Source organism: Caulobacter sp. GW821-FHT11A05, assembly GCF_058809015.1.
In genome coordinates this window covers 113,158-138,648 of sequence record NZ_JBXASF010000005.1, presented here as the reverse complement: position 1 = coordinate 138,648, position 25,491 = coordinate 113,158, and the positions used below count along the sequence as shown (strand labels likewise).

The following is a 25,491-nucleotide window of genomic DNA, read 5'->3' as shown; positions in this document are numbered from 1 at the left end:
CGGCTTCTGCAGCAGCAGCACCCCCTGCCCCTGCCTGACCCCCTCCAGGCGGCCCTCCAGGCGCAGCGGCCCACCCCCACGACATACCGCAAATGGGTATTCACCGGCTCCGCCTACCCATTTTAAGCAGGCCCGGGTCCAAGCGTTCGCAGGGGTGTATCCGTGCCTGATTTTGCCGCCGTCGTCGAAACCTCGGCGCTCAACGGAGCCAACGGCTTCCAGATTTCCGGCGAGGCGGCCAACGCCCTGACCGGCTTCTCGGTCTCCAACGCCGGAGACGTCAACGGCGACGGTATCGACGACCTGATCGTCGGGGCGCGGGGCTTCACCGGCGGCGCCTATGTCGTCTTCGGGCGCACCGGCGCCTTCCCGGCCGACCTCGGCCTCGCCACCCTGAACGGGACCAACGGCTTCCAGCTGCTCCAGACGGGCAGCGAAGCGGTCGGCTTCTCGGTCTCCAACGCCGGCGACATCAACGGCGACGGCTACGGCGACATCATCGTCGGGGCGCCGTTCGGGAACGCCGCCTATGTGGTGCTCGGCCACGCCGGCCCCTTCGCCGCCAACCTCGACCCGACCACCCTGACCGGGGCCGCCGGCTTCAAGATCACCGGCAACGCCTTCGCCGCCTACTCGGCCCAGACCGGCCTCAGCGTCGCCACCGCCGGCGACGTCAACGGCGACGGCTTCGACGACCTGATCGTCGGCACGCCCTATGGCGACACCCAGGCGGTCGGCGGCTCCCAGGCCCGCGGCCTGGCCCATGTCATCTTCGGCCACGCCGGCGACTTCGGAGCCGGCCTGACCACCGGCAGTCTCAACGGCGCCAACGGCTTCACCCTCGTCGGCGGGACGACCGGCGGCTATGCCGGCCAGCGGGTCGGGGGCGCCGGCGACCTCAACGGCGACGGCTTCGCCGATGTCGCCCTGAGCGACCGGGCGGGCAACGGCTTCGTGGTCATGGGCAAGGCCGGCGGCTTCACCGCCACCCAGAGCCTCGCCGCTCTGAGCGGCGCCAACGGCTTCCGCCTCGCCGTCGAGACGGCCGGAGACATCATCACCGCCATCGACAGCGCCGGCGACGTCAACGGCGATGGCTATGACGACCTGATCGTCGGGGTCGGCAACTCCAGCGCCACCCAGTCGGCGGCCGGCTCGACCTATGTGGTCTTCGGCCATGCCGCCGCCTTCGCCGCCACCGTCAGCCTGGCCTCGCTGAACGGGACCAACGGCTTCGCCCTGCGCGGGGTCTCCATGCTGGACGGGTCCGGGTCCAGCGCCCGCGGGGCCGGCGACGTCAATGGCGACGGCTTCGACGACATCGTCATCGGCGCCCTGCAGGCCGACCCCCACGGCGCCAGCAGCGGGTCGGCCTATGTCGTGCTCGGCCATGGGGGGAGCTTCGCGGCCAGCCTCTTCCTGGCCACCCTGAGCGGGACCGACGGCTTCGTCATCAACGGCGGGGCGGCCAGCAACTTCCTCGGCGTCTCGGTCGACACGGCCGGCGACCTCAACGACGACGGCGTCGCCGACATCGTCGTCGGCGCCCATCAGGCCAGCCCGAACGGGTTCAGCTCGGCCGGCGCCGCCTATGTCATCTACGGCATCGACGTGGCCATCACCCTGGTCGGCACGGCGGCCGACGACAGCTACCAGGGCACGGCCGGCGGCGACACGCTGAGCGGCGGCGGCGGGCGCGACACCCTGCGGGGCCTGGGCGGGGCCGACAGCCTCGACGGCGGCGAGATGAGCGACCTGCTGTATGGCGGCGGCGGCGGCGACGACCTGACCGGCGGCAACGGCGGCGACATCCTCTACGGCGAGGCCGGGACCGACGCCCTCGACGGGGGCCTGGGCAATGACAAGCTGTTCGGCGGCGACGACAACGACACCCTGACCGGGGCCGACGGCAACGACCGCTTGGTCGGCGACGCCGGCGACGACGTCCTCACCGGCGGCGACGGCAACGACCAGCTCGACGGCGGCAGCGGGACCAACAGCCTGACCGGCGGCCTGGGCAACGACATCTACTATGTGCGCAACGCCGGCGACACAGTGGTCGAGCTGGCCGGCGAGGGCCAGGACATCGTCCGGGCCACCCGCTCCTACGTCCTGGGCGACAACCTCGAGGCCCTGGAGCTGCTGGGCGGAAACTGGTCGGGCACGGGCAATGCGCTGGGCAACCGCATCACCGGCAGCGCCGGGGCCAACGTCCTGTCGGGCGAGGCGGGCAATGACCTGCTGTTCGGCGGGGCCGGCGACGACACCCTGCTGGGCGGCACGGGCCGCGACCAGCTGACCGGCGGCGCGGGGGCCGACAGCTTCGTCGTCCGCGACGAGAGCGTCGCCCTGCCCGCCCTGGAGATCGACCAGATCCTCGACTTCAACATCGGCGAGGGCGATCGCCTGAACCTGATGGCCGTCGACGCCGACACCACGGCGGCCGGCGACCAGGCCTTCGAGATCGTCGCCGCCCTCAGCGGCGAGGCCGGCCAGCTGTTCATGTTCTACACCGCCGGCCAGGACGTCACGACCGTGCGGCTGGACGTCGATGGCGACGGCCGGGCGGACTACCAGCTACGGATCAACGGCGATGTGACGGGGGAGACGGGGTGGTTGCTGCTGTAGGGGCGGAACCCTGCGCATCCTGACCAGGGGTTGCGCTTTGCCCTCGCTCGCGCCAACTTCGAAGCCTACTGCGAGCGGGGGAATATCTGGTGGGCGGGAAACAGAGTAAGGACGATGTCCCCGAAGTCGCGGCTGAAGCCAATGAAAATCTTGCCGCGGTACTGGAGGATCTGAAACAGGGAAAGCACGTGCCCCCTGTAACTCTCCGCACGTTCTTGGAATGGTTTGGAGCTCGCAGGCGAGGCCTTTGGATTGTTCAGAAAATTCATGAGCAACTTGAGGCCTACGGCGTTGGTACTGTTCCGGATTTCGAAGAAGTTTGGGCCGGTGGCCGCCTGGGATTTTACCTTCTTAGTGAAGGCGCGCCTGTCCAAGAGGAGCCTCACAAACAAGAAGCCTCCCTCTCTGCGGAGGAGCCAACTGAGGCTCAGGACGGAGGCCAAAACCAATCACCGTTGCGCCCGCCCCGCGAAGCCACATTCAGATTAAGTCGGTTGGAAGCTGCTAATCGCACAGTTGTGTCTGTAAATCCCAGTGACAGTCTCGAACACGCCCGAACGTTGATGATGCTGAATAGCTATTCGCAGCTCCCCGTCATGACCAACGAACGCTCCGTTGTTGGCATAGTAAGCTGGCGCTCCATCGGAGTGAGGCTTTCCATGAATCGAGCGGTCAAGATCGCTTCTGACTGCATGGAGCCTCACTATGAACTCCCAGACTGGGCGTCGATCTTTGATGCCATCCCGTTTATAGTCAAGAATGACTATGTTCTTGTTCGAAGCGACAAAGATAGGAAAATCTCTGGAATTCTTACTGGCAGCGATCTTAGCATCCAATTCCAATCTTTAACCGAACCCTTCCTTCTTCTAAGTGAGATTGAAAATCTAATTAGAAATCTCATCGACGAACGGTTCACGTCTGCCGATCTCTCGGGTGCCCTGGACCGCCAAGCAGCTCCGCAGGAGATCGTCACAGTCGATTCTCTGGCGTTCGGCGAGTATGTCCGGCTCCTACAGAATCCCGCCAACTGGAAGAAATTGGACCTTCCAATAGACCGATCTGCATTTTGCAGCTTCTTGGATAAGGTTCGAATCATTCGGAATGATATTATGCATTTTGATCCTGACGGGATTACTCCAGAGGACGTCGAAACCATCCGGTCATTCGCTAATTTCCTTTCTGAGATTGAAAAATTGCGAAAAAATTGATAGTAATACGTGGCAGAACGGAAAGTATATCTACTTCAGTATATTTCAATCACCTTCCCGCTACGGCTTCGCCTTCATCCGCTTGAACGCCTCCACCGAGGTGTGCGCCAGCACCTCCTCCTTCCCCGTCTCATAGCCGTCGTTGAACGCCCCCTCCGACAGCTTCAGCCCGGCGATCAGCTTGACCAGGGCGTCCTTGCGGTCGGCCATGCGCAGCCGCACCTGGCGGTGGATGTCGCCGGTGGCCTTGTCGACCCGCTCGTCGATGACCAGCTCGCGCACCCCCGCCGTCCGGCGGCGGTCAAGGCGGGCGGGGTCCAGCTCTATGCGGCCGTCCGGCCTCACCCTGACCACGTCCATGACGCTGGAAAAGGCCAGATGGCTCAGTTCCCGCAAGGCCTCCCCCAGCTCCGGCTCGTCGGGATCGGGCTGGTAGCGGATCTGCTGCAGGACCCGGTGATCCTTGAGCAGCCGGTAGCTGTTGCGCCTGGCGAAGGCCAGCGTATAGCCGGCCCGCAGGGCGGCCTGAACGGCGTTGCCGTCGTGGCGGAACTCCTCGGCGAAACGCTGCATGCGCGGCGTCAGCGCCCGCACGCGCCGGCGGCGGGGCGTCGGCGTGGGGGCGGCCAGGGTCTGGTCCGGCGCGGGCGACGGGGTTTCTTCCATCGGGGTCTCCTTATCGAAGCGGCAGACCCATTATCCCACGTTCGCGGCTGTCCAGCCTCCGCGCTGGCGGGCCAGCCCAGGTCCAATCGATATTCAGCGATCTTTTCTTGATCCGCTCATCCCGGCGAATGCCGGGACCCAGCCGCCTGAGCACCGGCTGTTCAGGACAAAACTCTGCTCCGAGTGGGTGAACCTGGGTCCCGGCATTCGCCGGGATGAGCGGTAGAAACTGGGGCAATGGGCCTGAATGTCGATGACCCTAGCTCGGCTCGACCGCCTCACCCGGCGTGGCGCATAAGGCGTCCAGCCCCAGCTTCATGGCGATGCCGATGACCAGCACCGCCACCGTCGCCGACAGGTCCAGGGCCGCGGCGATGGCGGCGGCGGCCTTGGCGATCCAGCCCTTCTTGTCGCTCTTGCCGCCGTCCTCGGCGTAGAGGGCGCAGACCTTGGCCTGGGCGATGGGCCAGTATTTGTCGAACAGGGCCTTGCCCTTGCTGGCCAGGCCCGACAGCGCATCCGGGTCGGCCTTGCGGGCGGCGGCGTGCAGGGCGGTCAGGGAGTCGGAGACCACCTCGGGCTGCGCCGCCCCATCGGCCCCGCCGAGGTGGCCATAGAGGTCGTCGAGGCTGGCGCCGTCCAGAAGGTCTGTGTCGGCGTCGGTGATGGTGATCGGCATGGCGGGCCCCGTGATTTTCGGCGTCGAAAAGATCGGAGCCCAACTATGGACGCATCCCTGTCGGGAGCAATCTTGATTTCGTCCTTAAGTCGCATTTCGGCGGGCGCCTGGCGCAGGTATCAATCCCCTGGGGCGGCAAGCATGCGCCGCCCCAGGGGACCGACCAGGTTCAGGAACGGACCTGGCCGCCGGGATTCAGGGCCGTCAGAAGACGACCTTGAGACCCCCAGTGATGGCATGGTCCCCGCTGTCGGCGCCCAGCACGCCGTCGTAGGCGAGGCCGAGGGTGACGTTCGGGGACAGGCGCCATTGCGCCTCGACATTGGCGAAGGCCGCATGCTCGGACTGCGCCGCGCCCAGCACCGTGAAGGTCGCGCCGCCGTCGAAGGCGTGCCGGCCGCTGGGGTCCAGGTCGCCGGCGGTGTAACGCCAGCCGGTGGAGCCGCGCACAGAGAAGGCGCCGACGCGGTTGGTCTCGAAGCGCAGGCCCAGGGTCGAGATCGCCGCATCCTCGCTGGCCGACTCGCCCGACAGGCCGGCCGGGCCGGTCTCCTCGGTGAAGCCGTCGGTCTTGACCCGCAGCAGCGTCAGGTTGGCGAAGGGCTCGACATGGCCGCCGCCGGCCAGCGGGATGCGATAGCCCGCCTCGACGAACCCCTGGGTGACCGAGCCGTCGTAGTCGGCCGTGAGCGCGGCGCTGAAGCCCGGGAAGGCGACCTCGCGCTCGGTTTCGGTCGTGGTCCGGGCGTAGCCGGCGCCGGCCTTGACGCTCCAGGCCCCAAAGCGGGCGCCCAGGTAGGCCAGGCCGTGCAGGCTCTCCACCGAACCGGTGCTGTCGCGACGCTCGACCTCGAGGTCGGTGTCGATCCAGCCGACCGCCGCGCCGACGGTGACATGGCCGCCCAGCGTCCGATCGAGGCCAAACACCAGCCCGCCGGTGTCGCGCTCCAGCCTGGCGGCGTTGAAGTCGCCGTCGTTGCGGCCCCAGCTGCCGAACACCCGGCCCCAGACGGCGCCGTCCGGCTCCTCGCTCAACCGGTCCAGCACCGCGTTGCGCGGCAGCCGGCTGTCCTCGACCGCCGCGGCGCGGGCCGACGGATGGATCTCGCCCGAAAGCTGGTCGAAGGCGTCGGCCGCCGTGGCGTCGTCGGCCAGCAGCAGCAGGGCGTCCTTGACCGCATTGCCGTCCGGCAGGCTGTCGGCCCCGGCCGCCGTTTCCTTCTGGTTCGGGGTGACCCCCGCCTCGGCCAGGGCCCGCAGCTGGGCGAACTCGACGAAGGCGGTGTTGGCCGTATAGCCGTCGCGCAGGCCGGCGAAGGCGGTCAGGAACTGGTCGGTGAAATCGAACTGGCCGGTCAGGCCGCCAGCGGCCTCGACGACCACATGCTTGCCGTGCAGGACCAGCGGCTGGGCGATGTTGACCAGCAGCTGGCTGCCGGGCTTGATCTCGACCGCGCCGGTCGCGCGGAAGACGTCGGCGCCGGCCGCGCCGCCGATGTCCACGGCCAGCCGCCCCGTGTCCTCGAAGGTCGCACCCCCCGAGGTCTGGATCACGTCCCCCGTCCCACCATCGACCAGCCGCACGAGGCCGCGGTTGGTGAAGGCTTCCAGGCCCGACCAGGTGGTCGTCTCGGCCACGCCGGCCAGGGCGCCGCCGAAGATGGTCGCGCCGTTCTGGTTGAACAGGCCGTCGTCGGCGCCGCCGAACAGGCTGGTCCCGCCGATGCTGTTCCAGGAGCCTTCGTTGACGGTGAGGCTGGCGTCCGCCAGCAGGTCGAGGCGGCCGATGATCGCGCCCTGGTTCCGCAGGATGATGAAGGCCCCGTCCGCGTCGATGGCGCGAGCCGAGGACAGGCCCGAGCTGTTCCGGACCACCCCCTGGTTGACGATGGTCACGCCGTTGCTGGCCGAGAAGGCGTCAATGCCCTCGTCGCCGCCCTGGACGAGACCATGGGTGGTGATCTCGACCGGGCCGAGGCCGAAGCTGACGGCGGAGATGCCGCTCTGGCCGCCGGAGGCGTTGTTGGCCTCGATGGCGATGTTGAAGCTGCCCGCGCCCGCGAAGGCGCGGATGCCGGCGTCGTCGGTCCCGACCACCGTCCCGGTCGAGGTGATGCGGGTGAAGCCGTCGCCATCGTTGTCGGCCAGGATGCCGACGCTGTCGCTGAAGACATCGACGGCGTCGACGTCGATATTGGTGTTGGTCGCCCCGGTCTCGGCGAAGATGCCGAAGTCCTCGCCCGACACCGGCCCGGTGGCGGTGATGTAGATGCCGCCCACGCCCTCGCTGGTCGCGGAGATGCCGCGACTGTCGCCCGAGACGACGGCGACCTGGATGTGGACGTCCGTCGTGGATAGGCCGCTGGTGACCAGGATGCCGCTGCCGAACTTGGCGAAGACCTGGCCCGTGGCGAATACCGCGCTGCCGCTGGTCCCCTGGTTCACGAGGACGATGCCGTTCTGATCCCCCTCGACGTTGACGACCTCGACCCCGACGCCCTGCGAGCCGGTGCCGGTCTCGACCTTGATGCCGTTGAATCCCCCGCCGACGACCGTGCCGGTCGACCGCACAGCGGTGAAGCCGGCGCCGAAGTTGACGACGTCGATGCCGGCCAGGCCGCCGGTCACATCGCCGACCTCGATCGTCATGTCGGTGGTGAGGGCCCCGCCGTCCGCCAGGATGCCGACGTCGCCGGCGATCACCGGACCGGTGACGTTGATGACGGTCGAGCCGAGCCCGTCGTTGTGCGTCGCGATGCCGGCGTAGCCGCCCGAAACGCTGGCCGCCTGGACCAAGATGTCCGTCGTGGTCGCCTCGCCCTCGACATAGATGCCGGTGCCCGAGCTGGCGCCGACGACACCGGTGGCGGTCACCGAAACGCCCGCCAATCCCTTGTTAAACACGGCAATGCCCCCGGACACGCCGATGGCGTCGACGGCCTCGACGACGACCCCCTGCGACCCCGTCCCGGTCGCGATCTCGATGGCGGCTTCGGTGGCGCCCGTGACCGTGCCGTTCGACCGGACGGTGGTGACGCCCGTACCCAGATTGTCGACGAGGATGCCCCAGGCGGCGCCGCTGACCTGGCCGACCTGGGTGTCGAGGTCGCCGCTCGCGGCCCCGACCTGGACGCGCAGTCCGGACCCGGTGAGGCCGGTCAGCGCCCCTTCCGCCGTGAAGGCCAGCGTCCCGCCGCCGTTGAGATCGAACCGGACGCCGTCGTCGCGGCCCTGGACGTCGCCGACCGTCAGGTTAACGGCCCCCGAACCCGCTTCGCTGCGCACGAAGACGCCGTTGCCGCCGTTGTTGAGGATCGAGCCGGACCAGATGGCGGTGATGTCGCCGCTGCCGGCGTTGTCGAGCCGCAGGCCGTTGGCGCCGACGGCGACGATGTCTCCGGTGGCGGAGAGGAACAGCGCGCCGTCCTCCAGGCCTTCATCGCCCGTCGAGGTGAAGCGCACGCCGCCGCCGGTCAGGGCGGCGCCCGCCAGGTCGAAGTAGCGGACCTGGCCTGTGCCGGTCACCGACAGCGCCAAGCCGTTGCCGTTGCCGCTGGTGTCCACGGCGAAGCCGGCCGAGGTTCCGACGGCCGGGCTGGGGCCGACGATGACCTGCGGGTCGTCGGTCTGGCCGTCGCAGGTGTAGACGGTCGGCGGGCCCTCGACGCATTGCGCCAGGGCGGGCGAGGCCAGGGCCGCGATGCCGAGCGAGCCGGCCAGCAGGGCCAGGGCGGAGGTGGTGCGGCGCAGGCCGGCCGCGCGACGAACGCGGGCCGACCCGACCCGGGGGCGGGTGTGCAGTGACATGGTGATGATCCTTGGGTTCCTGATTGATCGGCCTCCCGGGCCCCGCCCCACGCGGGCCCGCGAACAGCGGCGGCGCGGGACGGGTTTGGCAAACCACCGATCAACTAGGCGGCGAGGGCAGATGGGCGCAGTTGCATCGGCGGCCTCCGAACGGCGCCTCGAAATGCAACCCCCCACCAATACGGCTCGGGAGTTGGCTGATCGCCGCTTCCCCCTGTACGAAGAGCCGGAGGGAGATCCGCATTGATGTCAGGCGCGTTCGGGCAACGTCTCACGCTGGCGCTCAAAGCGCTGTCGATGAGCCGCGGGCGGTTGGCGTCCGAGTTGGGCATCGACAAGTCTCTGGTCGGACGATGGGCGTCCGGCGCGGTCCGGCCTTCGGGCCACAACCTGGAACGGTTGACCCACTTTCTGGCGGTCAGACGCCCCGGGCTGACGCTGCTGGACTGGGACCGGAATATCGCGGATTTCGCCCAGCTGTTCGGCGTCGACGCGACGGCCTTAGGTCCCACCGAACCACCCGACCTCAGCCTGTCGGCGGAGCTTCTGGAGACGGTCAGAAACTCGGTCGACGCCCAGGTCGAAGCCTATGAGGGATTCTGGCGGGCGACCCATGCGGCGGTCTTCGAGCCGGGGCGGTTCTGCCACCAGCACGGCATCATCCGCCGCGAGGCCGGCGGCGTGCTGCGCTTCGAACTTGGCGCCGAGGACGTGCGCTATGCGGGCCCGCTCTTTCCCGTCGAGGGGCAGGTCTTCGCCATCGCCACCGACAGCGTGCGCCACCTGCCGTCCTTCATGATCCTCAATGTCGTGACCTCTCCGAAGATCGTCCTTCTGGACGGCCTGCTGGTCGCGGCGGGCAACGCCCTGCGGACGCCCGCCGCCTACAGCATCATCTTCGAGCGCATCGGCGACCTGTCAGGCGACCGCGACGCCGACGACCGGCGCGCCGCCGCCCTGATGGCGCGCCCCGAGTTCGTCGAGGACAACGAGCAGATCCCCGCCGTCGTGCGCAGCCACCTGCTGCGCGACTTCGGACCCACGGCGGCGGCCATGGGCGGCGAGATGATGCTGACCGCGCCCCTGACCGCCCGCCTGGCGCAGATCATGGCGACGATGAACCGACCTGACTGACGTGATCGGTGGCCCCCGGCCCGAAGGCCAGGGGCCGTGGCCAACCGTCGCCCCGGAGGGTGAATCTGGGGTTGGGCGGCCGACCGGTGATCAAACACAGATTCCCCGGCTTGGCTCCGCCTTGGCATGAACTTTCTGCGCCTACGCCCCAAGCTGGGGATTTCCACCACCCGACAGGAGAATAGCGATCAATACATCCCTGGCTTGTGGCTTAATCCTGCGTTAACCACAACACCGTTCGCTGGCTTGCTGGGACGCGTAAGGGTTGAGACCCATGACGACTGCCGAGGACTATCGGGCCCATGCCGCCCGCTGCCGGTCGCTGACCCGCTGGATCGGCGACGACCAGGCCCGCGAGGCGTTGCAGCGGCTCGCCGAGGAGTGTGACGACAACGCCCGGCGGCTTGAGGCCGAGGACCGCAGCTGGGGAAATCCCCGGCCCTCCTGAGAGAACCGGGGATCCGTCGTCGGTGACGCCCTAGGCCGTCACCTCGGTGACGATGCCGGCCCCGACCGTGCGGCCACCCTCGCGGATGGCGAAGCGCACGCCCGGCTCGATGCCGACCGGCTTGGTCAGCTCGAAGCCGATGTCGGCCCGGTCGCCCGGATGCACGCTCGCGCCGTCGTCGGGGGTGAGGACGCCGGTGACGTCGGTGACCCCGAAGAACAGCTGCGGACGATAGCCGGCCGCGAACGGCGTGTGCCGCCCGCCTTCGTCCGGCGTCAGGACGAAGACCTGGGCCCGGCCGCGGGTGTGGGCGGTGACCGCGCCCGGGGCGCTGAGCACCTGGCCACGGGTCACCTCGTCACGCTTTAAGCCCCGCAGCAGCAGGCCGACGTTCATCCCGGCCCTGGCTTCCGGCACGTTCTTGCGGAACGCCTGGGTGCCCGTGACGATGACCTCGGCGCCGTCGTTGTCGAGACCGATGATCTCGACGGCGTCACCGACCTTCAGCACCCCACGCTCGACCCGGCCGGACACCACCGTGCCGCGGCCCGGGATGGTGTGCACCCCTTCGATCGGCATCAGGAACGGGCCGTCGAAGTCGCGCACCGGGTCGGGGATGGCCGCGTCCAGCGCCGCCACCAGCTCGCCGATGGCCCGGACGTCAGGATCGTCCAGGACGCCCCGCTTGATCGCGTCCAGCGCCTTGAGGGCGCTGCCGAACACGAAGACCGCCTCGTCGTAGCCTTGCGAGGCCAGCAGGTCGCCGGTCTCCAGCTGGATGATGGCCTTCATGTCCTCACGCTCGTCGTCGGCGAGCATGTCCATCTTGTTGACGAACACGACCATGTGCCGGACCCCCACCTGGCGAGCCAGGAGCACGTGCTCGATGGTCTGCCTGGCGGCGCCCTTGGTGGCGTCGACGAGCAGGATCGCGCCGTCCATCTGGGAGGCGCCCGTGATCATGTTCTTGACGTAGTCGGCGTGGCCCGGGCAGTCGATGTGGGCGTAGTGGCGGGCCTCGGACTCATACTCAACATGGGTGGTGTTGATGGTGATGCCGCGGGCCTTTTCTTCCGGCGCCTTGTCGATCTGGTCGAAGGACAGGGCCTGGCCGCCGAACCGGATGGCCTGCACCTGGGTGAGGGCCGCCGTCAGGGTGGTCTTGCCATGGTCGACGTGACCGATGGTGCCGACATTGACATGTACTTTGATAGGCATGGGTCTTTCTTTCTGCCTGTAGGTCGCCCCCCGGTGCGGCCAACACCGGAGGACTGGGAAATCCCGGCGTCCCGGGAAGGGGGATGGGCAATCGCCCAAAACGAAAAAGGCTCGCGAACCGGAGTCCGCGAGCCTGATGCGGCCCGGAACCCCAGTGGGGTCTCCGGGCGATGTCCGGAGACCGTCAGGTCGAGATGTCCTCCCGCGCAAACAGCGCGCAGGGGCCATCGACGCGCAGCGAGGTTTCGCGCGCGGCCGACGGGACGAGGATGATGTTGGCGAGACCCATGGGTCTGCTCCGTCGCTGCGGGCCGGTTTGGCCCAAGAAAAAACCCCGGAGGCGGGCGCCATCCGGGGTCTTTCGACGGGTCGGAGGGCGTTTCCGCCTGCCGACTATTGGCGAGGCGTCAGTTGTCGCGCGCGTACGAGGCCGCGCCGTCGGCTTTCGCCGTCGGTTCAACCACACAGAACTGGTCCAGGGACCGCGACATCTTTGGCTTCACTCCGTTTGAAGGCGGGGCAGGTAACACCGCTCATCCACCAGCGCAAGGGGCAGGCCCTGTCGTCGACAGGTCCAGGGACCTACTCCGCCGCGCCGCGATGCTCCACCCGGTGGGGCCACAGGATGTCGCCGACCTCGCTCCACAGCCGGCCGATCTCGGCGGCGGCCGGGCTACGCGGTTCGAATTCCAGCACGCCGAGGCCGCGCCACAGGCTTTCCTGGAAGGCGACGCGGGCCCGCAGGCCCACCGGAGCGATCGGGAAGCCCAGCGCCCGGGCCGCCTCGACGGCGCGGGCGATGACCGGGCTCTCCTGGCCGGCGCGGCGGCTGGGCGCCTGGTTGAACACGACGATCCCGGGGCAACCCGCCTCGCGCACCGCGACGGCGGCCGGCGCCAGGGCGGCGAGGTCGAAGTAGCTGGGCCGGCAGACCAGGATGGCCAGGTCGGCCAGGCGGATGGCGGCGCCGGAGATGGCGTCGCCGCCGGCCGGGGTGTCCATGATCAGGAGGTCGCGGCCGGCCCGCTCGGCGGCGTTGGCGACCGGGAACAGGGTGCCGCCGTTGGCGTGGCGGACGTCCGGCGCCGCGTCGTTGCGGCCGGCCGCCCAGGCGGTGGCCGAGCCCTGAAGGTCAAGGTCGGCGATGCTGACGCTGAGGCCGTCGCGCAGGGCCGCGACCGCGAGGTTGACCGACAAGGTGGTCTTCCCCGTTCCGCCCTTGCGCGACAGCAGCACCAGTTTGCGCAAATGAGGGCTCCGGGACTCAGAGAGGCGAGGTCACAGGGTAGACCTGTTTCCGCCCACGCCAAACAGGGTCTGGATGTGGCAGATTGACGGGTTTGTTTTCACACCGGAAATGTTCTGAAATGTGTGAAATATCATGAACTTAACCTGATGCTGCCCGTTCAGCTCCGGCTCAATCGGCGCAGGCGATAGTGGCCTCGTCATCAGGACCGGGACGCCTCCCCCGCGCCCCAAGCACAAGGAAAGATACGTCATGAAGAAGCTGCTGATTTCCGCCGTCGCCCTGTCCCTCCTGGCCGGCGGCGCCACCGCCGCCTCCGCGGCCCCGCGCGATGTGCGCGAGGCCCGCCAGGATGTCCGCGAAGCCAAGCAGGACCTGCGCCAGGCCAAACAGGAGAACCGGGCCGAGCGCCGCGCCGTCAAGCGCTACAGGGCGGCTCGCTATACCCCGCCGCGTGGCTATCAGGTGCGTCGCTTCCATCGCGGCCAGACCCTGCCGGCCGCCTATCGCAGCCGCGCCTACTATGTGGATTACCACCGCTACGGCCTGCGCGCCCCGCCGCGCGGCTACGAATACCGCCGGGTCGGCAATGACGTCGTGCTGACGGCCATCGCCAGCGGCGTCATCACCGCGGTGGTGCTGGACCTGTTCAACTAGGCCAGCCCCCCGCGCACCCTGGAAGCGCCCTCGCAGCCCTGGCTGCGGGGGCGTTTGCCGTTCAGCCTGCCGGGCGACGGCGAGCGCGAACGAAGCTCCACAGCCGCCAGAGTCCGAACAGCATCACCGCCAGCAATAGCGGGATCAGCACCGGCGCCAGCATGGCCAGCAGGGTCGTGAAGATGGCCGCCAGGTCCTCGCCCAGCGAGATGAAGGGGTTGGCCAGGCCCAGGGTCGTGCCCGTGCTGACCACCCGGGTGCCGGCCTGGGCGGCATGGAAGGCCAGCGCCGTCGGCGCGCCGATGATCAGGCCGGCGATGGCCGCGACCATGGGATCAAAATGGGCGAAGGCGGCGCCGGCCGCCACCGCCCCGGCGATCGGCCGGATGATGGTGCCGACGGCGCTCAGCGCATGGTCGACGGCGGGAATCTTGTCGGCCGCCAGCTCGACGACGGTGGCGATGCCGAGCGCGATCAGGGCGGGGGTGGAGTCCAGCCAGCTCATGGCGTCGGCCAGTTCCATGCCGAACACCTGGAATCGCGCCGCCAGGCCGAGCATCAGCAGCGGCAGAAAGGTGCGAAATCCGGTGGCGGCGGCCAGGCCGACGCCGAGCAGGGCCGGCAGGATCCAGGTTTCCATGCCTAGGAGCCTACCAGCCCGTACCGGTGTTGTCTCAGCGTGGTTTTAGGCGGCCTTACGGAAGCTGTCGTCGACGACGCGGCCGATGTGGTCACGGGCCTCGCCCAGCACCTGTTCACGCACGGCCGGGCCGAAGCCCAGCTTCTCGGCGCGGACGAAGGTCACGTCGGTGACGCCCATGAAGCCCAGCAGGGTCCGCAGGTGCGGCTCCTGGCTGTCGAAGGCGGCGGCCGGACCTTCGCTGTAGAGGCCGCCGCGCGACAGCACGACGATGGCCTTCTTGCCGGTGACCAGGCCTTCGGGACCGGCCTCGGAATAGCGGAAGGTCTCGCCGGCCCGCAACACATGGTCGAACCAGGCCTTCAGGCCGGTGGGAATGGCGAAATTGTACATCGGCGCGCCGATGACCAGGACGTCGGCGTCCTTCAGTTCGGCGATCAGGCTGTCGGACAGGGCGCGGGCTTCGACCTGGACCGGGGTGACCGGCGCGGCGCCGCGCACGGTGTCGACGGTTTCGGGGGTCAGGTGCGGAATGGGGTCGGCGCCCAGGTCGCGCTCGATGATCGCCACGCCGGGGCGGCTGAGGCGGTCGACGACCGACTGGACGAGGGCGCGGCTGGCGGAAGCGTCGCCGCTGAGGCTGCTGTTGAGGACGAGAACCTTGGTCATCTTAAAATCTCCCTGGCCGCTGTGGGGTGCGGCGGTGACGGACAGATGCGCCTGCGGAGGCCCGATCGGTAGCCGTCGAAGTTGCAGTTCTGTGTTGACGAAACTGGAACGCTGACCATCTGATAGGCTTTCATTGTTTCACTGGAGGAGCGGGCGAATGTCCGATCTCGAGTCCATCCGGGCCTTCGTCGAGGTGGTGGAGACCGGCGGCTTCAGCCGCGCCGCCGCCCGGTTGGGCGTCTCCAAGTCGATCCTGTCGCGGCGGGTGTCGGGGCTGGAGGCGGACCTTGGGGCCCGGCTGCTGTCGCGCACCACCCGGGGGATCAGCCCGACCGAGGCGGGGCTGGAGTTCAAGCTGCGGGCCGAGCGCATCCTGGCCGACCTGGAGGAGGCGCGCGAGGCGGTCGCCCAGAGCGGCGAGTCGCTGGGCGGCACGCTGCGCGTCGCCCTGCCCCTCTCCTTCGGCCTGCGCCATGTGCAGCCGATCCTGGCCGAACTGGCGCTGGAGCATCCCAGGCTGAAGATCGAGGCCGCCTACAGCGACGCCTTCGTCGACCTGGTGGCCGAGCGTTACGACGCCGCCGTGCGGCTGGGGGTGCTGGCCGACTCGACGCTGGTCGCGCGGCGGATCGCGCCGATCCTGGCGGGCGTGGTGGCCAGCCCGGACTACCTGGCGCGGCGCGGACGGCCGGCCACGCCCGCCGACCTCGCCGACCATGACGCGGTGGTGCAGAGCGGCATGCGGCAGGGCGACAGCTGGCGGTTCCAGGACGGCAAGCGGACCATCACCGTGCGGCCCGAGGCGCGCTTTCGGGCCGACAACGGCGAGGCGGCGGTGCAGGCGGCGGTGGCCGGTCTGGGCGTCGCCCTGCTGCCGACCTTCCTGACCTCGGAGTACATCGAGACCGGCCGGCTGGAGCCGCTGCTGCTGGACTATCCGACCGGGGAAGCCGGCCTCTATCTGGTGCGGCCGCCCGGCGCCCCGCCGGCCAAGGTGCGCATGCTGACCGACCGCATGGTCGAGCGGTTCGGCGGCGAACCCTACTGGGACAAATGCGCGCTACGGCGGATCGCCAGGGGACGTTAATCCGGCGGCGCTAGGCTGCCGCCATGCGCCTCGGACTGATGCTCGCCGCCGCCTTCTCCGTCCTCGCCGCCCCGGCCTTCGCCCAGGAGGCGCAAGAGGCCGGCTGGACGGTCGAATGGGAAGCCGGCGCGGTGTCCGACTACCGGTTCCGGGGCTATTCGCTGAGCGACGGAGGCCCGGCGCTGCAGGGCGGGGTGACCGTCTCGGCGCCGAACGGGCTCTATGCCTTCGGCTGGGCCTCGACCATCGACGAATACGGGGCCGGCGCCGACGGCGAAGGGGCCCCGGCCGAGGTCGATCTTGGCGTCGGCTACGCCACAAAGCTGGCCGGCTTCGACCTCGACGTCTCGGCCGTCCGCTACCTCTATCCGGGCGGCGAAGATGTCGATTTCTGGGAAATCCCCGCCAGCGCCGCCCGCACCTTCGGCGCCTGGACCTTCACCGTCGGGGGCGCCTACACGCCCGAGCAGGACAACACCGGCGGCGACAACCGCTACCTGTTCGCCGGCGCCGACTGGGCGATCGACGGCCCAAGGCCGTTCACCCTGAGCCTGATGGTCGGCCACGAGGACGGCGTCTTCGCCGACGACAAGACCGACTGGTCGCTGGGCGCCAGCTCGGACGTCGGGCCGGTGGCGCTGGGACTGAGCTGGGTCGACGCCGACGCGGCGGGCGTCGATGGCGGCCTGGTCGCCTCGATCAAGGCGACCTTCTAGCTGGAGCCAATCGAGCTTCAGGCATTACCCCAGTTTCTACCGCTCATCCCGGCGAATGCCGGGACCCAGCCGCCTGAGCGCCGGCTGTTCAGGGTGGAACTCTGATCCGAGTGGATGAATCTGGGTCCCGGCATTCGCCGGGATGAGCGGACCAAAAAGAAACCGTTGGATGCCGAATGGTTCTAGGCGGCGAGCACCGACGCCTCGCCGGCCAGGGCCGCGCCAACAGCGGCATACAGCTTGTCGATCTCGATCGGTTTGGCGACATGAGCGTCCATGCCGGCCGCCCGATAGTCCGCCAGCTGGTGAGCCATGACGTTGGCCGTCAGGGCGATGACCGGCGTGCGGGGCCAGCCGCGCTCGCGCTCGAGGCGACGGATCTCGCGGGTCGCCTCATCGCCGCTGAGTTCGGGCATCTGGATATCGGCCAGCACCAGGTCCGGGCGCAGGGTCCTGTAGGCTTCGACCAGGGCCGCCCCGTCATTGACCATGGTGATCTGCGCCCCCAACGGCGCCAGCATGGCGGTGATCACCAGCTGGTTGGTCGAATTGTCCTCGGCGATGAGGATATGAACCGCCCGCTCGGCGGCCAGGGGCTCGGCGCCGGCGGCGACGTCCTCAGGGGCGGCCGCGGCCGGGCCGAGGCGGGTCATCGACAGCCGGGCGCGGAACACCGACCCCTCGCCCTGCCGGCTCTCAGCCTCCAGGACGCCGCCCATCAGGGCGCAGATGTCGCGGCAGATGGCCAGGCCCAGCCCGGAGCCGCCGAACCGGCGGGTGGTGGTGGCGTCGGCCTGGGCGAAGCGGTCGAACAGGCGGTCGATATCGCCAGGCGCGATGCCAAGCCCGGTGTCCCGCACCTCCAGGACCAGGCCGTCGGCCGTGCGGTCGACGCAGACGGCGACCTCGCCCTCGGCGGTGAACTTGACGGCGTTGGAGATCAGGTTGGTCAGCACCTGGCGCAGGCGCAGGGCGTCGCCCCGCCACTCACCCTCGGCCTCGGGGGAAACGGTGAGCTCCAGCTTCAGGTCCTTGGCCGCGGCCTGGACCTCGAAGGCGCGGACGGTGGCGACGACCGTGCGGCGCAGATCGAACGGGGCCGGCGAAATCTCCAGCTTTCCGGCCTGGATCTTCGAGAGGTCCAACACATCGTTGAGCAGGGCCAGCAGGGTATGGCCGGACTCCCGGATCATCCGCAGCCGGTCGCGCTGGACCGCGTCGAGGTCGCCGCCCTCCATCACCTGGGTCATGCCGAGGACGGCGTTCAGCGGCGTGCGGATCTCGTGGCTCATATTGGCCAGGAACTCGCTCTTGGCGGTGTCGGCGGCTTCGGCGGCGCGGGCCGAGCTGATCAGGGCGTGGGAGATCGAGCGGATGCGCAGGGTCAGCAGGGCCAGGAGCAGCACCAGGCAAATGCCGGCCCCGGTCAGCGGCGCCCAGGCATGCGCCAGCACCTCAAGGCCCGGCTTGTCGGGTGTCCAGACGATGGCGCCAAGGCGGACGCCGCGACTGTCGAGGAGGGCGATGTTGGGGATGCCCGGATCGCCCGGCCCCAGCGCCAGCCTCGCCTTGTCCAGCCCGTAGTCGGCGGCGAGGCCCCGCATGAAGGCGGCGCCCAGCTCGACGCCGGTCAGCGCCATGGGGTCGGGCCCGTCGAGCGGGGCGCGGGTGTCCTCGATCTCCGGCGCCACGGTGGAGGCGGCCAGCAGGTAGATCTTGCCGTCCACGGCGACCAGGGCCTGGGCCTCGCCGATGCGGGCGAAGGCCTTGGCCCTGGGCGCGACCTTGCGCTTGGCGGCCTCGTCCGCGCGGGCCTTGGCGATCAGCGGGCGGGCGGCCCGGACCAGCGGTTCGAACGGCGCGCGATCGACGGCGACCTGGCCGCCGCGCGAGGCGTAGATCAGCCGGCCCCTGGCGTCGATCACGAAGCTGAGGTCGTGATGCATGTACTGGCTGTAGTACTGGCCGTAGTTGATGTCGGCCCAGGCCGGGTCGTAGGCGCGGGCGGTCTTGTCGTAGGCCTCGGTCCAGACGGTGACCGACGCCAGGTCCTCCTTCAGCCGCACCCGCTTGCGGTCGATCGCCCGCTCCATCAGCGCCGTCTCGCGGGCGGCGGTCAGGGTGTCGATGGAGGTCCAGGCATAGAGCACCGCGCCGCCGCCGATCGCCAGGATCAGGAAGGCGCCCAGCATGGCCAGGGGCAGGACGCCAAACCGGGCGAAGGCCCGGAACGACGCCGCCAAAGCCCTCAAGGCGCGCTGGAATGCGGACGGCTGCATGGCCCGACCCTTGGCCGATTACGATGAAGGAAGGTTTGTGCGCGGCGGCGCTGCGGCGCCTTGTCGCGTAAGCCCGTTGACTCACCCGACCTCCATACCCCAAATTCGAAACACAGCGGCCGCCAGAGCCGTCTCGTTGGGATGGAGACAGCATGACAGACGCCAGCAAGCCGCTTGGCCCGCGTCCACGCGTGGGTGTGGGCACCAAGATGCTCTACGGACTGGGCTCCGTGGCCTTCGGCATCAAGGACAACGGCTACCGCGTTTTCCTGCTGCTGTTCTACAATCAGGTGGTGGGGCTGAAGCCCCTGACCGTCACCTTCGCCATCATGGCGGCGCTGTTCATCGACTGCCTGATCGACCCCATCGTCGGCGAGATCTCCGACAACTGGAAGTCCCGCTGGGGCCGGCGGCATCCGTTCATGTACGCCTCGGCCATCCCGGTCGGCCTGGCCTTCCTGCTGCTGTGGAACCCGCCGCTCGGCTGGAGCGAGACGGCGATGTTCTTCTACCTGATCGCCGTGGCGGTGCTGGGACGCAGCCTGATCACCCTCTATGAGGTGCCCTCCTCCTCGCTCGCCGCCGAGCTGACCGAGGACTACGACCAGCGCACCGCCATCCTCGGCTGGCGCTATTTCTTCGCCTGGTGGGGCGGGCTGGCGCTGACCGTGACCATGTTCTGGGTCTTCCTGCAGCCCTCCGAGAAGTACCCGATCGGCCAGCTGAACCGCGACGGCTACGCCACCTACGGCTACGTCGGGGCGTTCTTCATGACCCTGTCGATCCTGGTCTCAGCGGCCGGCACCCACCGCTTCATCCCCTGGCTGCGCAAGGCGGCCGACATCCCCAAGCGCACCGTCATGGAAACGGCGCGGCAGATGTACGCCTCGCTGTCGAACCGCAACTTCGTGGTCATCACCGGGGTCGGGCTGTTCGCGGCCATGGCCCAGGGCATCAGCTTTTCGCTGGCCTTCTACTTCTCGACCTACTTCTGGGAGCTCAACTCCTTCTGGACGGGGGTGCTGGTCCTCGACAGCTTCTTCTCCTCGACCGTCGCCATGATGGCGGCGCCGATGATGTCCAAACGCTCGGGCAAGAAGTTCTCGGCCGCCCTGCTGCTCGGCAGCTCGGTGCTGATCGGCTTCATTCCGCTGATCCTGCGTCTCGTGGGCTGGTTCCCGGACAACGCCGACATGCTGGACGGCGGCAAGGTGCCGCTGATCGTGCCCTGGCTGTTCGTCGACGGCATCGCGCGCGGCGTCCTGGGCATCACGGCCGCCATCCTGATCACCGCCATGCTGGCCGACGTGGTCGAGGACGCCGAGGTCAAGACCGGGCGCCGGTCGGAGGGCCTGTTCTTCGCCTTCACCAGCCTGGTGCAGAAGGCGGTCGGCGGGGTCGGGGCGGTGGCGGCCGGCTTCGTGCTGGCGCTCGCCCAGTTCCCGCAGGGGGCCAAGCCCGGCGAGGTCGATCCGGAGATCATCTCCCGGCTGGCCATCGTCTACATGCCGGTGCTGGCCGTGCTGTACGGCACGGCGCTGGCCATCATGCAGCTCTACACCATCACCCGGGAGAGCCACGCCGAGAACCTGCGGATCATCGCCGCCAAGGCCGAAGCGGCCAAGGCGGCGGACATCATACCCTAGGCTTTGCCCGCCTCGGTGATGGCGCTGTAGACCAGGGTCCGCAGCTCCCGCCGCACGGCGTAGGCCGAGCTGGGCAGGACCTGGGTGAGGAAGACGACGGCCAGATCCTCGACCGGATCGACCCAGAAAAAGGTGCTGGCCGCGCCGCCCCAAAAATACTCGCCTTTCGAACCGGGGATCATGGTGGCGGCCGGATCGATGGTCACCCCGAAGCCGAGGCCGAAGCCGACCCCGGCGTAGGTCGCCTCGCTGAACAGGCTCTTGGACATCTGGGTGAGGTCCTTGCCGCCCGGCAGGTGGTTGGCGCTCATCAGCTGGATGGTCTTGGGGCCCAGCAGCCGCACCCCGTCCAGCTCGCCGCCGTTCAGCAGCATGCGGGCGAACTTCATGTAGTCGTTCGCCGTCGAAACCAGGCCGCCGCCGCCCGAGAGGAAGGTGGCGGGGGTCAGGTAGGGGCTCTTCTTCGGATCGTCCTGCAACTGGGGTTTCGGCGCGATCGGCTGCTTCGAGCCCAGCGCGCCGACGGCGTAGCAGGCGGTGAAACGGTCGGCCTTGTCCTTTGGCACCGTGAAGAAGGTGTCGGTCATGCCCAGCGGCTTGAAGATGCGCTCGTCGAAGAAGACGTCGAGGGTCTGGCCGCTGATGATCTCGACCAGCCGGCCGACCACGTCGGTGGAGACCGAGTAGTTCCAGGCGTCGCCGGGCGAGAACTGCAGCGGGACCTTGGAAAGGGCGGTCATGGTGTCAGTCAGGGTGCCGGCCCGCAGGTCCTCGACCAGCTTGAGCTTGCGGTAGGCGGCGTCGACGTTGCCCTGCTGCTGGAAGCCGTAGGTCAGGCCGGAGGTGTGGCGCAGCAGGTCGATAACCAGCATCGGCCGGTCGACCGGCTTGGACTGGAAGGTCTCCAGGTAGCCGCCGTTGAAGACCCCCAGGTCCTTCCATTCGGGAATGTATTTGGTCACCGGATCGTCGAGGGCGGCCAGGCCTTCCTCGACCAGCATCATGAAGGCCACCGAGGTGATCGGCTTGGTCATCGAATAGATGCGGAAGAGGTCGTCGCCCTTCAGCTTGCGGCCCCGTTCGCGGTCGGCGAGGCCCAGCACCGTCTCATAGGCCAGCTTACCGCGCCGCCAGACCTGCACCTGGGCGCAGGGCAGCTTGCCGGTCTGGATGTAGCGTTCGTCGAGGAAACGCTCGATGCGGCCGAGGCGTTCGGAAGACAGGCCGAGCTTTTCGGGTTTGGTCACGTCGGATTCCTTGAGAAGGCTGCGCTGCCCTGACCCTTATCGAAGGCCGGGTATGGGGCAACCCAAAGTTTACGGGATTGCGCGAACATGGGTCTACAACGGGAACGATAACGTCATGAGCCGCAACGACGGCCGGATCGAAGCGGAGGCCGCGCAATGGTTCTTCGCCAGCAGCGACGACATCTTCGTGGTGTTGCGCGACAGCGTCGTCGACCGCGTCAACCCGACCTGGACCAAGCTGACCGGCTGGACGCAGGCCGAGGTCACCGGCCAGCACTTCACCGATTTCGTCCATCCCGACGAACGGCGCCTGATGGAAGAGATTGTCCGCTCGCTGCTTGAGCGGGGGCACGCCCTGTGCGAGCACCGGCTGAAGCTGAAGTCCGGGCAGTGGCTGTGGGTGCGGGCCAAGAGCAAGCTGGGCGAGGACGGCGTCGCCCTGGTGGTGCTGCAGGACATCACCGAAAGCCGCCGGCTGGCCGAACAGGCCGCGCGGGCGATGCGGACCAACGACCTGCTGCGCGAGGAGGCCGGCATCTACGTCTGGCGCTTCGATCCGGCCGCCAACCGCTATGTCGTCGACGACGACCTGGCCAAGGCCGGCGCCCCGGGGACCAGCGGCCGGCGGGTGCTGACCGCCGATGAGATGACGGCGGAAATCCACCCGGACGACCAGGGCCGGGTGTCCGAGAACTTCATCCGCACCATCCTGACCGGCGAGCCCAGGGTGGTGGAGTACCGCCACTTCCGGGCCGAGGGCGGCTGGGCCCGCCTGAGGGCCGCCTGGCGCGGGGCCCATCAGCAGGAGAACGGCCACTGGGAGGTGGTCGGCATCACCCAGGATGTCACCCAGCTGGCCGAGGCGCGCGACGCGGCCCTGGAGGCCGCCGAGGTCAAGGCGCAGTTCCTGGCCAACATGAGCCACGAGATCCGCACGCCGATGAACGGGGTGCTGGGGGTGCTGCACCTGCTCAAGCACGAGACGCTGTCGGCCGACGGCCGGCGGCTGCTGGACGAGGCGCTGGGTTGCGGGGCCATGTTGAGCGAGTTGCTCAACGACGTCATCGACTTCTCGCGCATCGAGGCCGGCAAGCTGGACCTCTGCCCCGAAGCCATCCGGCCGGATGACCTGCTGGACAGCGTCGCCTCGCTGCTGACACAGGCGGCCCGCGACAAGAACCTCTATCTGAAGGTCGAGACACAAGACTGCGGCTGGGCGATGGTCGATCCGGTGCGGCTGCGGCAGGTGCTGTTCAACCTGATCGGCAACGCCGTGAAGTTCACCGCCCATGGCGGCGTCACCATCCGGCTGAAACCCGCCGGCCATGGCGCGGATCGCACCCTGGTCTTCGAGATCGCCGACACCGGCATCGGCATCGACGCGGGCGCCCAGGACCAGCTGTTCGAACGCTTCCGCCAGGCTGACGGCTCGGCCACCCGGCGCTTCGGCGGTTCGGGGCTGGGTCTGGCCATCGCCCGGGGGCTGGCCGAACAGATGGGCGGCTCCATCGGGGTGGACAGCACGCCCGGCGAGGGCTCGACCTTCCGGGTCGAGATCGCCGGCCCGGCCTGCGGGGCGCCCGCCGCCCAGGCGCCGGACGAGGACGACGCCCTGCTCGGGGGCCTGCGGGTGCTGGTCGTCGAGGACAACGCCACCAACCGGCTGATCGCCACCCGCATGCTGGAGCATCTGGGCGCCTGCGTGACCACCGCCGACGACGGGGCGCAGGGGCTGGAAGCGGCCAGCCATCAGGCCTTCGACCTGATCTTCATGGATATCCAGATGCCGGTGATGGACGGCCTGGCCGCCAGCGCCGCCATCCGCGCCCTGGACGGCCCGGCGGCCCAGACCCCGATCATCGCCATGACCGCCAACGCCCTGGCCCACCAGGTCGAGAGCTACATGGCCGGCGGCATGAACGGCTGGGTGGCCAAGCCGCTGTCGCCCGCCGCCCTGGTGCGGACCGTGGCCGAGGTGCTCGCCCAGGACTGGGTTGAAGTCGCCGCCTGATAGCGAGCTACCGATGGGTACAGCTTTTTCGAAAATGCGGTAGCGGATGACGCAACGGCGGTTCTAGAGTGGACGACCATGCCCAGTTTTGCCGCGCCCAACACCCCCTGATGACCGAGACCGCCCCTGACCAGCCCGCCTCCACCGCCCGCTATGCGGCGCGGCGAGAGGCCATCCTGGCGGCGGCCACTGGCATCCTCAACCGGCAGGGAGTCAAGGGCATGACCCTGGCCGGGGTGGCGGCCGAGGTCGGGCTGATCACCACCTCGGTGACCTACTATTTCCGCCGCAAGGAGGACCTGGCCGCCGCCTGCTTCCTGCGCGGCATCGAGGCCTTCGAAGACCTGGTCACCCGCTCGGCCGAGGCCCCCGACGCCCGCAGCCGGCTGGACCGGTTCCTGGAGCTGTTCTTCGAGCTGTCGCGCCGGGTGCGGTTGAAGGAGGCTCCGCCGCTGGTCAGCTTCAGCGAGATGCGCTCGCTGAAGGAGCCGCACCACGCCGAGGTCACCGGCGCCTTCACCGACATGTTCCGCCGGGTGCGCGGCTTCTTCGACGCCCCGGAGTTTGCCGGACTGTCGCGGGCCGAGGCCAACGCCCGCACCCATCTGCTGCTGGAACAGGCCTTCTGGACCTTCTCCTGGCTGCGCCGCTACGACGTCGAGGACTATCCGCGCCTGCGCGAGCGGATGAGCGACATCCTGACCGGCGGCCTGGCCTCGCGCAGCCGCAGCTGGGCCCCGCCGGCCCTGCCCCGGCTGACACAGGACGTCGCCTGCGAAACCGGGGGCGAGGTGTCGCGCCAGACCTTCCTGACCGCCGCCACCCGGCTGATCAACCAGCGCGGCTATCGCGGAGCCTCGGTGGAGGACATCTCGGCGGCGCTGAATGTCACCAAGGGCAGCTTCTACCATCACAACGAGGACAAGGACGAACTGGTGAAGGCCTGTTTCGACCGCACGTTCACCGTCCTGCGCGCCGCCCAGCTGGCCGCCCGTGACCTGAAGGCCGACCAGTGGACACGGCTGGCGGCGGCGGCCTCGGCCCTGACCGAATTCCAGCTGTCGGAGGACGGGCCGCTGCTGCGCGGCTCGGCGATGACCGCCCTGCCGATCGAGATCCGCCAGGATGTCTCCGACCGCTACGCCCGGGTCTCAGACCGCTTCGCCGGCATGATCGCCGACGGCATCGCCGAGGGCTCGATCCGGCCGGTCGATCCGCTGGTCGCCGCCCATATGCTGAACGCCCTGCTCAACGCCGCCGCCTCCATGGGGGCCTGGGTAACCGGGCTGGAGAAGGACGAGGCGGCCGGGCTGTTCGTGCGGCCGCTGCTGCTGGGGCTGTTCACCCGGTAGGGGGACCGGTTGCGCGCGCAAGCGCGCTACCTGTCCCCGGTCGGCGCCGGCCATCGATACACCACGGGTCCAGACCTCTGGGTAGAACGGCTGAAGTAGCACCGGTCAGCCCCGTCCTCCGCAAATCGGGGACAGGTAGCGCGCTAGGCGCGC

General features: G+C 68.9%; 19 protein-coding genes. 10 read left to right on the top strand and 9 right to left on the bottom strand.

The window, feature by feature from the left end; all coding sequences use genetic code 11:
• Positions 1 to 162 precede the first annotated feature (162 nt).
• Both AC1RSK_RS09505 and AC1RSK_RS09500 read left to right on the top strand, forming a co-directional pair.
• Complete coding sequence (locus AC1RSK_RS09505; RefSeq protein ID WP_492907258.1) at positions 163 to 2,628, top strand: M10 family metallopeptidase C-terminal domain-containing protein; 2,466 nt, start codon at positions 163 to 165, stop codon at positions 2,626 to 2,628.
• Between the two features lie 89 nt (positions 2,629 to 2,717).
• Entirely contained in the window at positions 2,718 to 3,836 is a 1,119-nt protein-coding gene (locus AC1RSK_RS09500; RefSeq protein ID WP_492907257.1) for a CBS domain-containing anti-phage protein, read from the top strand.
• A 60-nt stretch (positions 3,837 to 3,896) separates the two neighbouring features.
• Here AC1RSK_RS09500 and AC1RSK_RS09495 read toward each other — a convergent pair whose 3' ends face one another.
• From AC1RSK_RS09495 to AC1RSK_RS09485, 3 genes are all read right to left on the bottom strand, one after another.
• A complete protein-coding gene (locus tag AC1RSK_RS09495) occupies positions 3,897 to 4,502 on the bottom strand; it encodes a terminase small subunit (RefSeq protein WP_492907256.1) in 606 nt (201 codons plus the stop codon).
• Positions 4,503 to 4,761: 259 nt separating this feature from the next.
• The gene (locus AC1RSK_RS09490; RefSeq protein WP_492907255.1) at positions 4,762 to 5,181 is read right to left on the bottom strand and encodes a hypothetical protein; all 420 of its coding nucleotides are present in this window, start codon (positions 5,179 to 5,181) and stop codon (positions 4,762 to 4,764) included.
• Between the two features lie 204 nt (positions 5,182 to 5,385).
• Complete coding sequence (locus tag AC1RSK_RS09485; protein ID WP_492907254.1) at positions 5,386 to 8,988, bottom strand: autotransporter domain-containing protein; 3,603 nt, start codon at positions 8,986 to 8,988, stop codon at positions 5,386 to 5,388.
• Positions 8,989 to 9,234: 246 nt separating this feature from the next.
• On the opposite strand from AC1RSK_RS09485, the gene AC1RSK_RS09480 reads away from it, so the two are divergent.
• Together AC1RSK_RS09480 and AC1RSK_RS09475 are read left to right on the top strand one after the other, a co-directional pair.
• Complete coding sequence (locus tag AC1RSK_RS09480) at positions 9,235 to 10,122, top strand: helix-turn-helix domain-containing protein (RefSeq protein WP_492907253.1); 888 nt, start codon at positions 9,235 to 9,237, stop codon at positions 10,120 to 10,122.
• Between the two features lie 274 nt (positions 10,123 to 10,396).
• The gene (locus tag AC1RSK_RS09475) at positions 10,397 to 10,570 is read left to right on the top strand and encodes a hypothetical protein (RefSeq protein ID WP_492907252.1); all 174 of its coding nucleotides are present in this window, start codon (positions 10,397 to 10,399) and stop codon (positions 10,568 to 10,570) included.
• 30 nt (positions 10,571 to 10,600) lie between these two features.
• Here AC1RSK_RS09475 and AC1RSK_RS09470 read toward each other — a convergent pair whose 3' ends face one another.
• Both AC1RSK_RS09470 and AC1RSK_RS09465 read right to left on the bottom strand, forming a co-directional pair.
• Positions 10,601 to 11,788 (bottom strand): elongation factor Tu, encoded by a 1,188-nt coding sequence (locus tag AC1RSK_RS09470; protein ID WP_492907251.1) that lies wholly within the window; start codon positions 11,786 to 11,788, stop codon positions 10,601 to 10,603.
• Between the two features lie 582 nt (positions 11,789 to 12,370).
• Positions 12,371 to 13,036 (bottom strand): division plane positioning ATPase MipZ, encoded by a 666-nt coding sequence (locus AC1RSK_RS09465; protein ID WP_492907250.1) that lies wholly within the window; start codon positions 13,034 to 13,036, stop codon positions 12,371 to 12,373.
• Positions 13,037 to 13,286: 250 nt separating this feature from the next.
• Between AC1RSK_RS09465 and AC1RSK_RS09460 the strand changes: the two genes are divergently transcribed.
• Complete coding sequence (locus AC1RSK_RS09460) at positions 13,287 to 13,691, top strand: RcnB family protein (RefSeq protein ID WP_492907249.1); 405 nt, start codon at positions 13,287 to 13,289, stop codon at positions 13,689 to 13,691.
• Between the two features lie 61 nt (positions 13,692 to 13,752).
• On the opposite strand, the gene AC1RSK_RS09455 is transcribed toward AC1RSK_RS09460, so the two are convergent.
• Both AC1RSK_RS09455 and AC1RSK_RS09450 read right to left on the bottom strand, forming a co-directional pair.
• The gene (locus AC1RSK_RS09455; RefSeq protein WP_492907248.1) at positions 13,753 to 14,331 is read right to left on the bottom strand and encodes a DUF4126 domain-containing protein; all 579 of its coding nucleotides are present in this window, start codon (positions 14,329 to 14,331) and stop codon (positions 13,753 to 13,755) included.
• A gap of 45 nt (positions 14,332 to 14,376) precedes the next feature.
• A complete protein-coding gene (locus AC1RSK_RS09450) occupies positions 14,377 to 15,000 on the bottom strand; it encodes an FMN-dependent NADH-azoreductase (RefSeq protein WP_492907247.1) in 624 nt (207 codons plus the stop codon).
• Between the two features lie 157 nt (positions 15,001 to 15,157).
• Between AC1RSK_RS09450 and AC1RSK_RS09445 the strand changes: the two genes are divergently transcribed.
• Complete coding sequence (locus AC1RSK_RS09445) at positions 15,158 to 16,087, top strand: LysR family transcriptional regulator (protein ID WP_492907246.1); 930 nt, start codon at positions 15,158 to 15,160, stop codon at positions 16,085 to 16,087.
• Positions 16,088 to 16,110: 23 nt separating this feature from the next.
• Positions 16,111 to 16,803, top strand: coding sequence for a TorF family putative porin (locus AC1RSK_RS09440; protein ID WP_492907245.1), 693 nt, complete (start codon positions 16,111 to 16,113; stop codon positions 16,801 to 16,803).
• Positions 16,804 to 16,985: 182 nt separating this feature from the next.
• On the opposite strand, the gene AC1RSK_RS09435 is transcribed toward AC1RSK_RS09440, so the two are convergent.
• Complete coding sequence (locus AC1RSK_RS09435) at positions 16,986 to 19,082, bottom strand: hybrid sensor histidine kinase/response regulator (protein ID WP_492907244.1); 2,097 nt, start codon at positions 19,080 to 19,082, stop codon at positions 16,986 to 16,988.
• A gap of 152 nt (positions 19,083 to 19,234) precedes the next feature.
• Between AC1RSK_RS09435 and AC1RSK_RS09430 the strand changes: the two genes are divergently transcribed.
• On the top strand, positions 19,235 to 20,728 hold the full coding sequence (locus AC1RSK_RS09430) for an MFS transporter (protein ID WP_492907243.1): 1,494 nt from the start codon (positions 19,235 to 19,237) through the stop codon (positions 20,726 to 20,728).
• On the opposite strand, the gene AC1RSK_RS09425 is transcribed toward AC1RSK_RS09430, so the two are convergent.
• Complete coding sequence (locus tag AC1RSK_RS09425; protein WP_492907242.1) at positions 20,725 to 21,975, bottom strand: serine hydrolase domain-containing protein; 1,251 nt, start codon at positions 21,973 to 21,975, stop codon at positions 20,725 to 20,727. The genes AC1RSK_RS09430 and AC1RSK_RS09425 overlap by 4 nt on opposite strands.
• A gap of 115 nt (positions 21,976 to 22,090) precedes the next feature.
• On the opposite strand from AC1RSK_RS09425, the gene AC1RSK_RS09420 reads away from it, so the two are divergent.
• Entirely contained in the window at positions 22,091 to 23,986 is a 1,896-nt protein-coding gene (locus tag AC1RSK_RS09420) for an ATP-binding protein (RefSeq protein WP_492907241.1), read from the top strand.
• A 110-nt stretch (positions 23,987 to 24,096) separates the two neighbouring features.
• Entirely contained in the window at positions 24,097 to 25,338 is a 1,242-nt protein-coding gene (locus AC1RSK_RS09415) for a TetR/AcrR family transcriptional regulator (RefSeq protein ID WP_492907240.1), read from the top strand.
• Positions 25,339 to 25,491: the final 153 nt, after the last annotated feature.

Bases quoted from the DNA above. Each gene is read 5' to 3' on its own strand.
- AC1RSK_RS09450 (WP_492907247.1), bottom strand. From the start codon at position 15,000: ATGACCAAGGTTCTCGTCCTCAACAGCAGCCTCAGCGGCGACGCTTCC.
- AC1RSK_RS09460 (WP_492907249.1), top strand. From the start codon at position 13,287: ATGAAGAAGCTGCTGATTTCCGCCGTCGCCCTGTCCCTCCTGGCCGGC.
- AC1RSK_RS09475 (WP_492907252.1), top strand. From the start codon at position 10,397: ATGACGACTGCCGAGGACTATCGGGCCCATGCCGCCCGCTGCCGGTCG.
- AC1RSK_RS09490 (WP_492907255.1), bottom strand. From the start codon at position 5,181: ATGCCGATCACCATCACCGACGCCGACACAGACCTTCTGGACGGCGCC.
- AC1RSK_RS09455 (WP_492907248.1), bottom strand. From the start codon at position 14,331: ATGGAAACCTGGATCCTGCCGGCCCTGCTCGGCGTCGGCCTGGCCGCC.
- AC1RSK_RS09420 (WP_492907241.1), top strand. From the start codon at position 22,091: ATGAGCCGCAACGACGGCCGGATCGAAGCGGAGGCCGCGCAATGGTTC.
- AC1RSK_RS09495 (WP_492907256.1), bottom strand. From the start codon at position 4,502: ATGGAAGAAACCCCGTCGCCCGCGCCGGACCAGACCCTGGCCGCCCCC.
- AC1RSK_RS09445 (WP_492907246.1), top strand. From the start codon at position 15,158: ATGTCCGATCTCGAGTCCATCCGGGCCTTCGTCGAGGTGGTGGAGACC.
- AC1RSK_RS09415 (WP_492907240.1), top strand. From the start codon at position 24,097: ATGACCGAGACCGCCCCTGACCAGCCCGCCTCCACCGCCCGCTATGCG.
- AC1RSK_RS09430 (WP_492907243.1), top strand. From the start codon at position 19,235: ATGACAGACGCCAGCAAGCCGCTTGGCCCGCGTCCACGCGTGGGTGTG.
- AC1RSK_RS09470 (WP_492907251.1), bottom strand. From the start codon at position 11,788: ATGCCTATCAAAGTACATGTCAATGTCGGCACCATCGGTCACGTCGAC.
- AC1RSK_RS09480 (WP_492907253.1), top strand. From the start codon at position 9,235: ATGTCAGGCGCGTTCGGGCAACGTCTCACGCTGGCGCTCAAAGCGCTG.
- AC1RSK_RS09435 (WP_492907244.1), bottom strand. From the start codon at position 19,082: ATGCAGCCGTCCGCATTCCAGCGCGCCTTGAGGGCTTTGGCGGCGTCG.
- AC1RSK_RS09440 (WP_492907245.1), top strand. From the start codon at position 16,111: ATGCGCCTCGGACTGATGCTCGCCGCCGCCTTCTCCGTCCTCGCCGCC.
- AC1RSK_RS09485 (WP_492907254.1), bottom strand. From the start codon at position 8,988: ATGTCACTGCACACCCGCCCCCGGGTCGGGTCGGCCCGCGTTCGTCGC.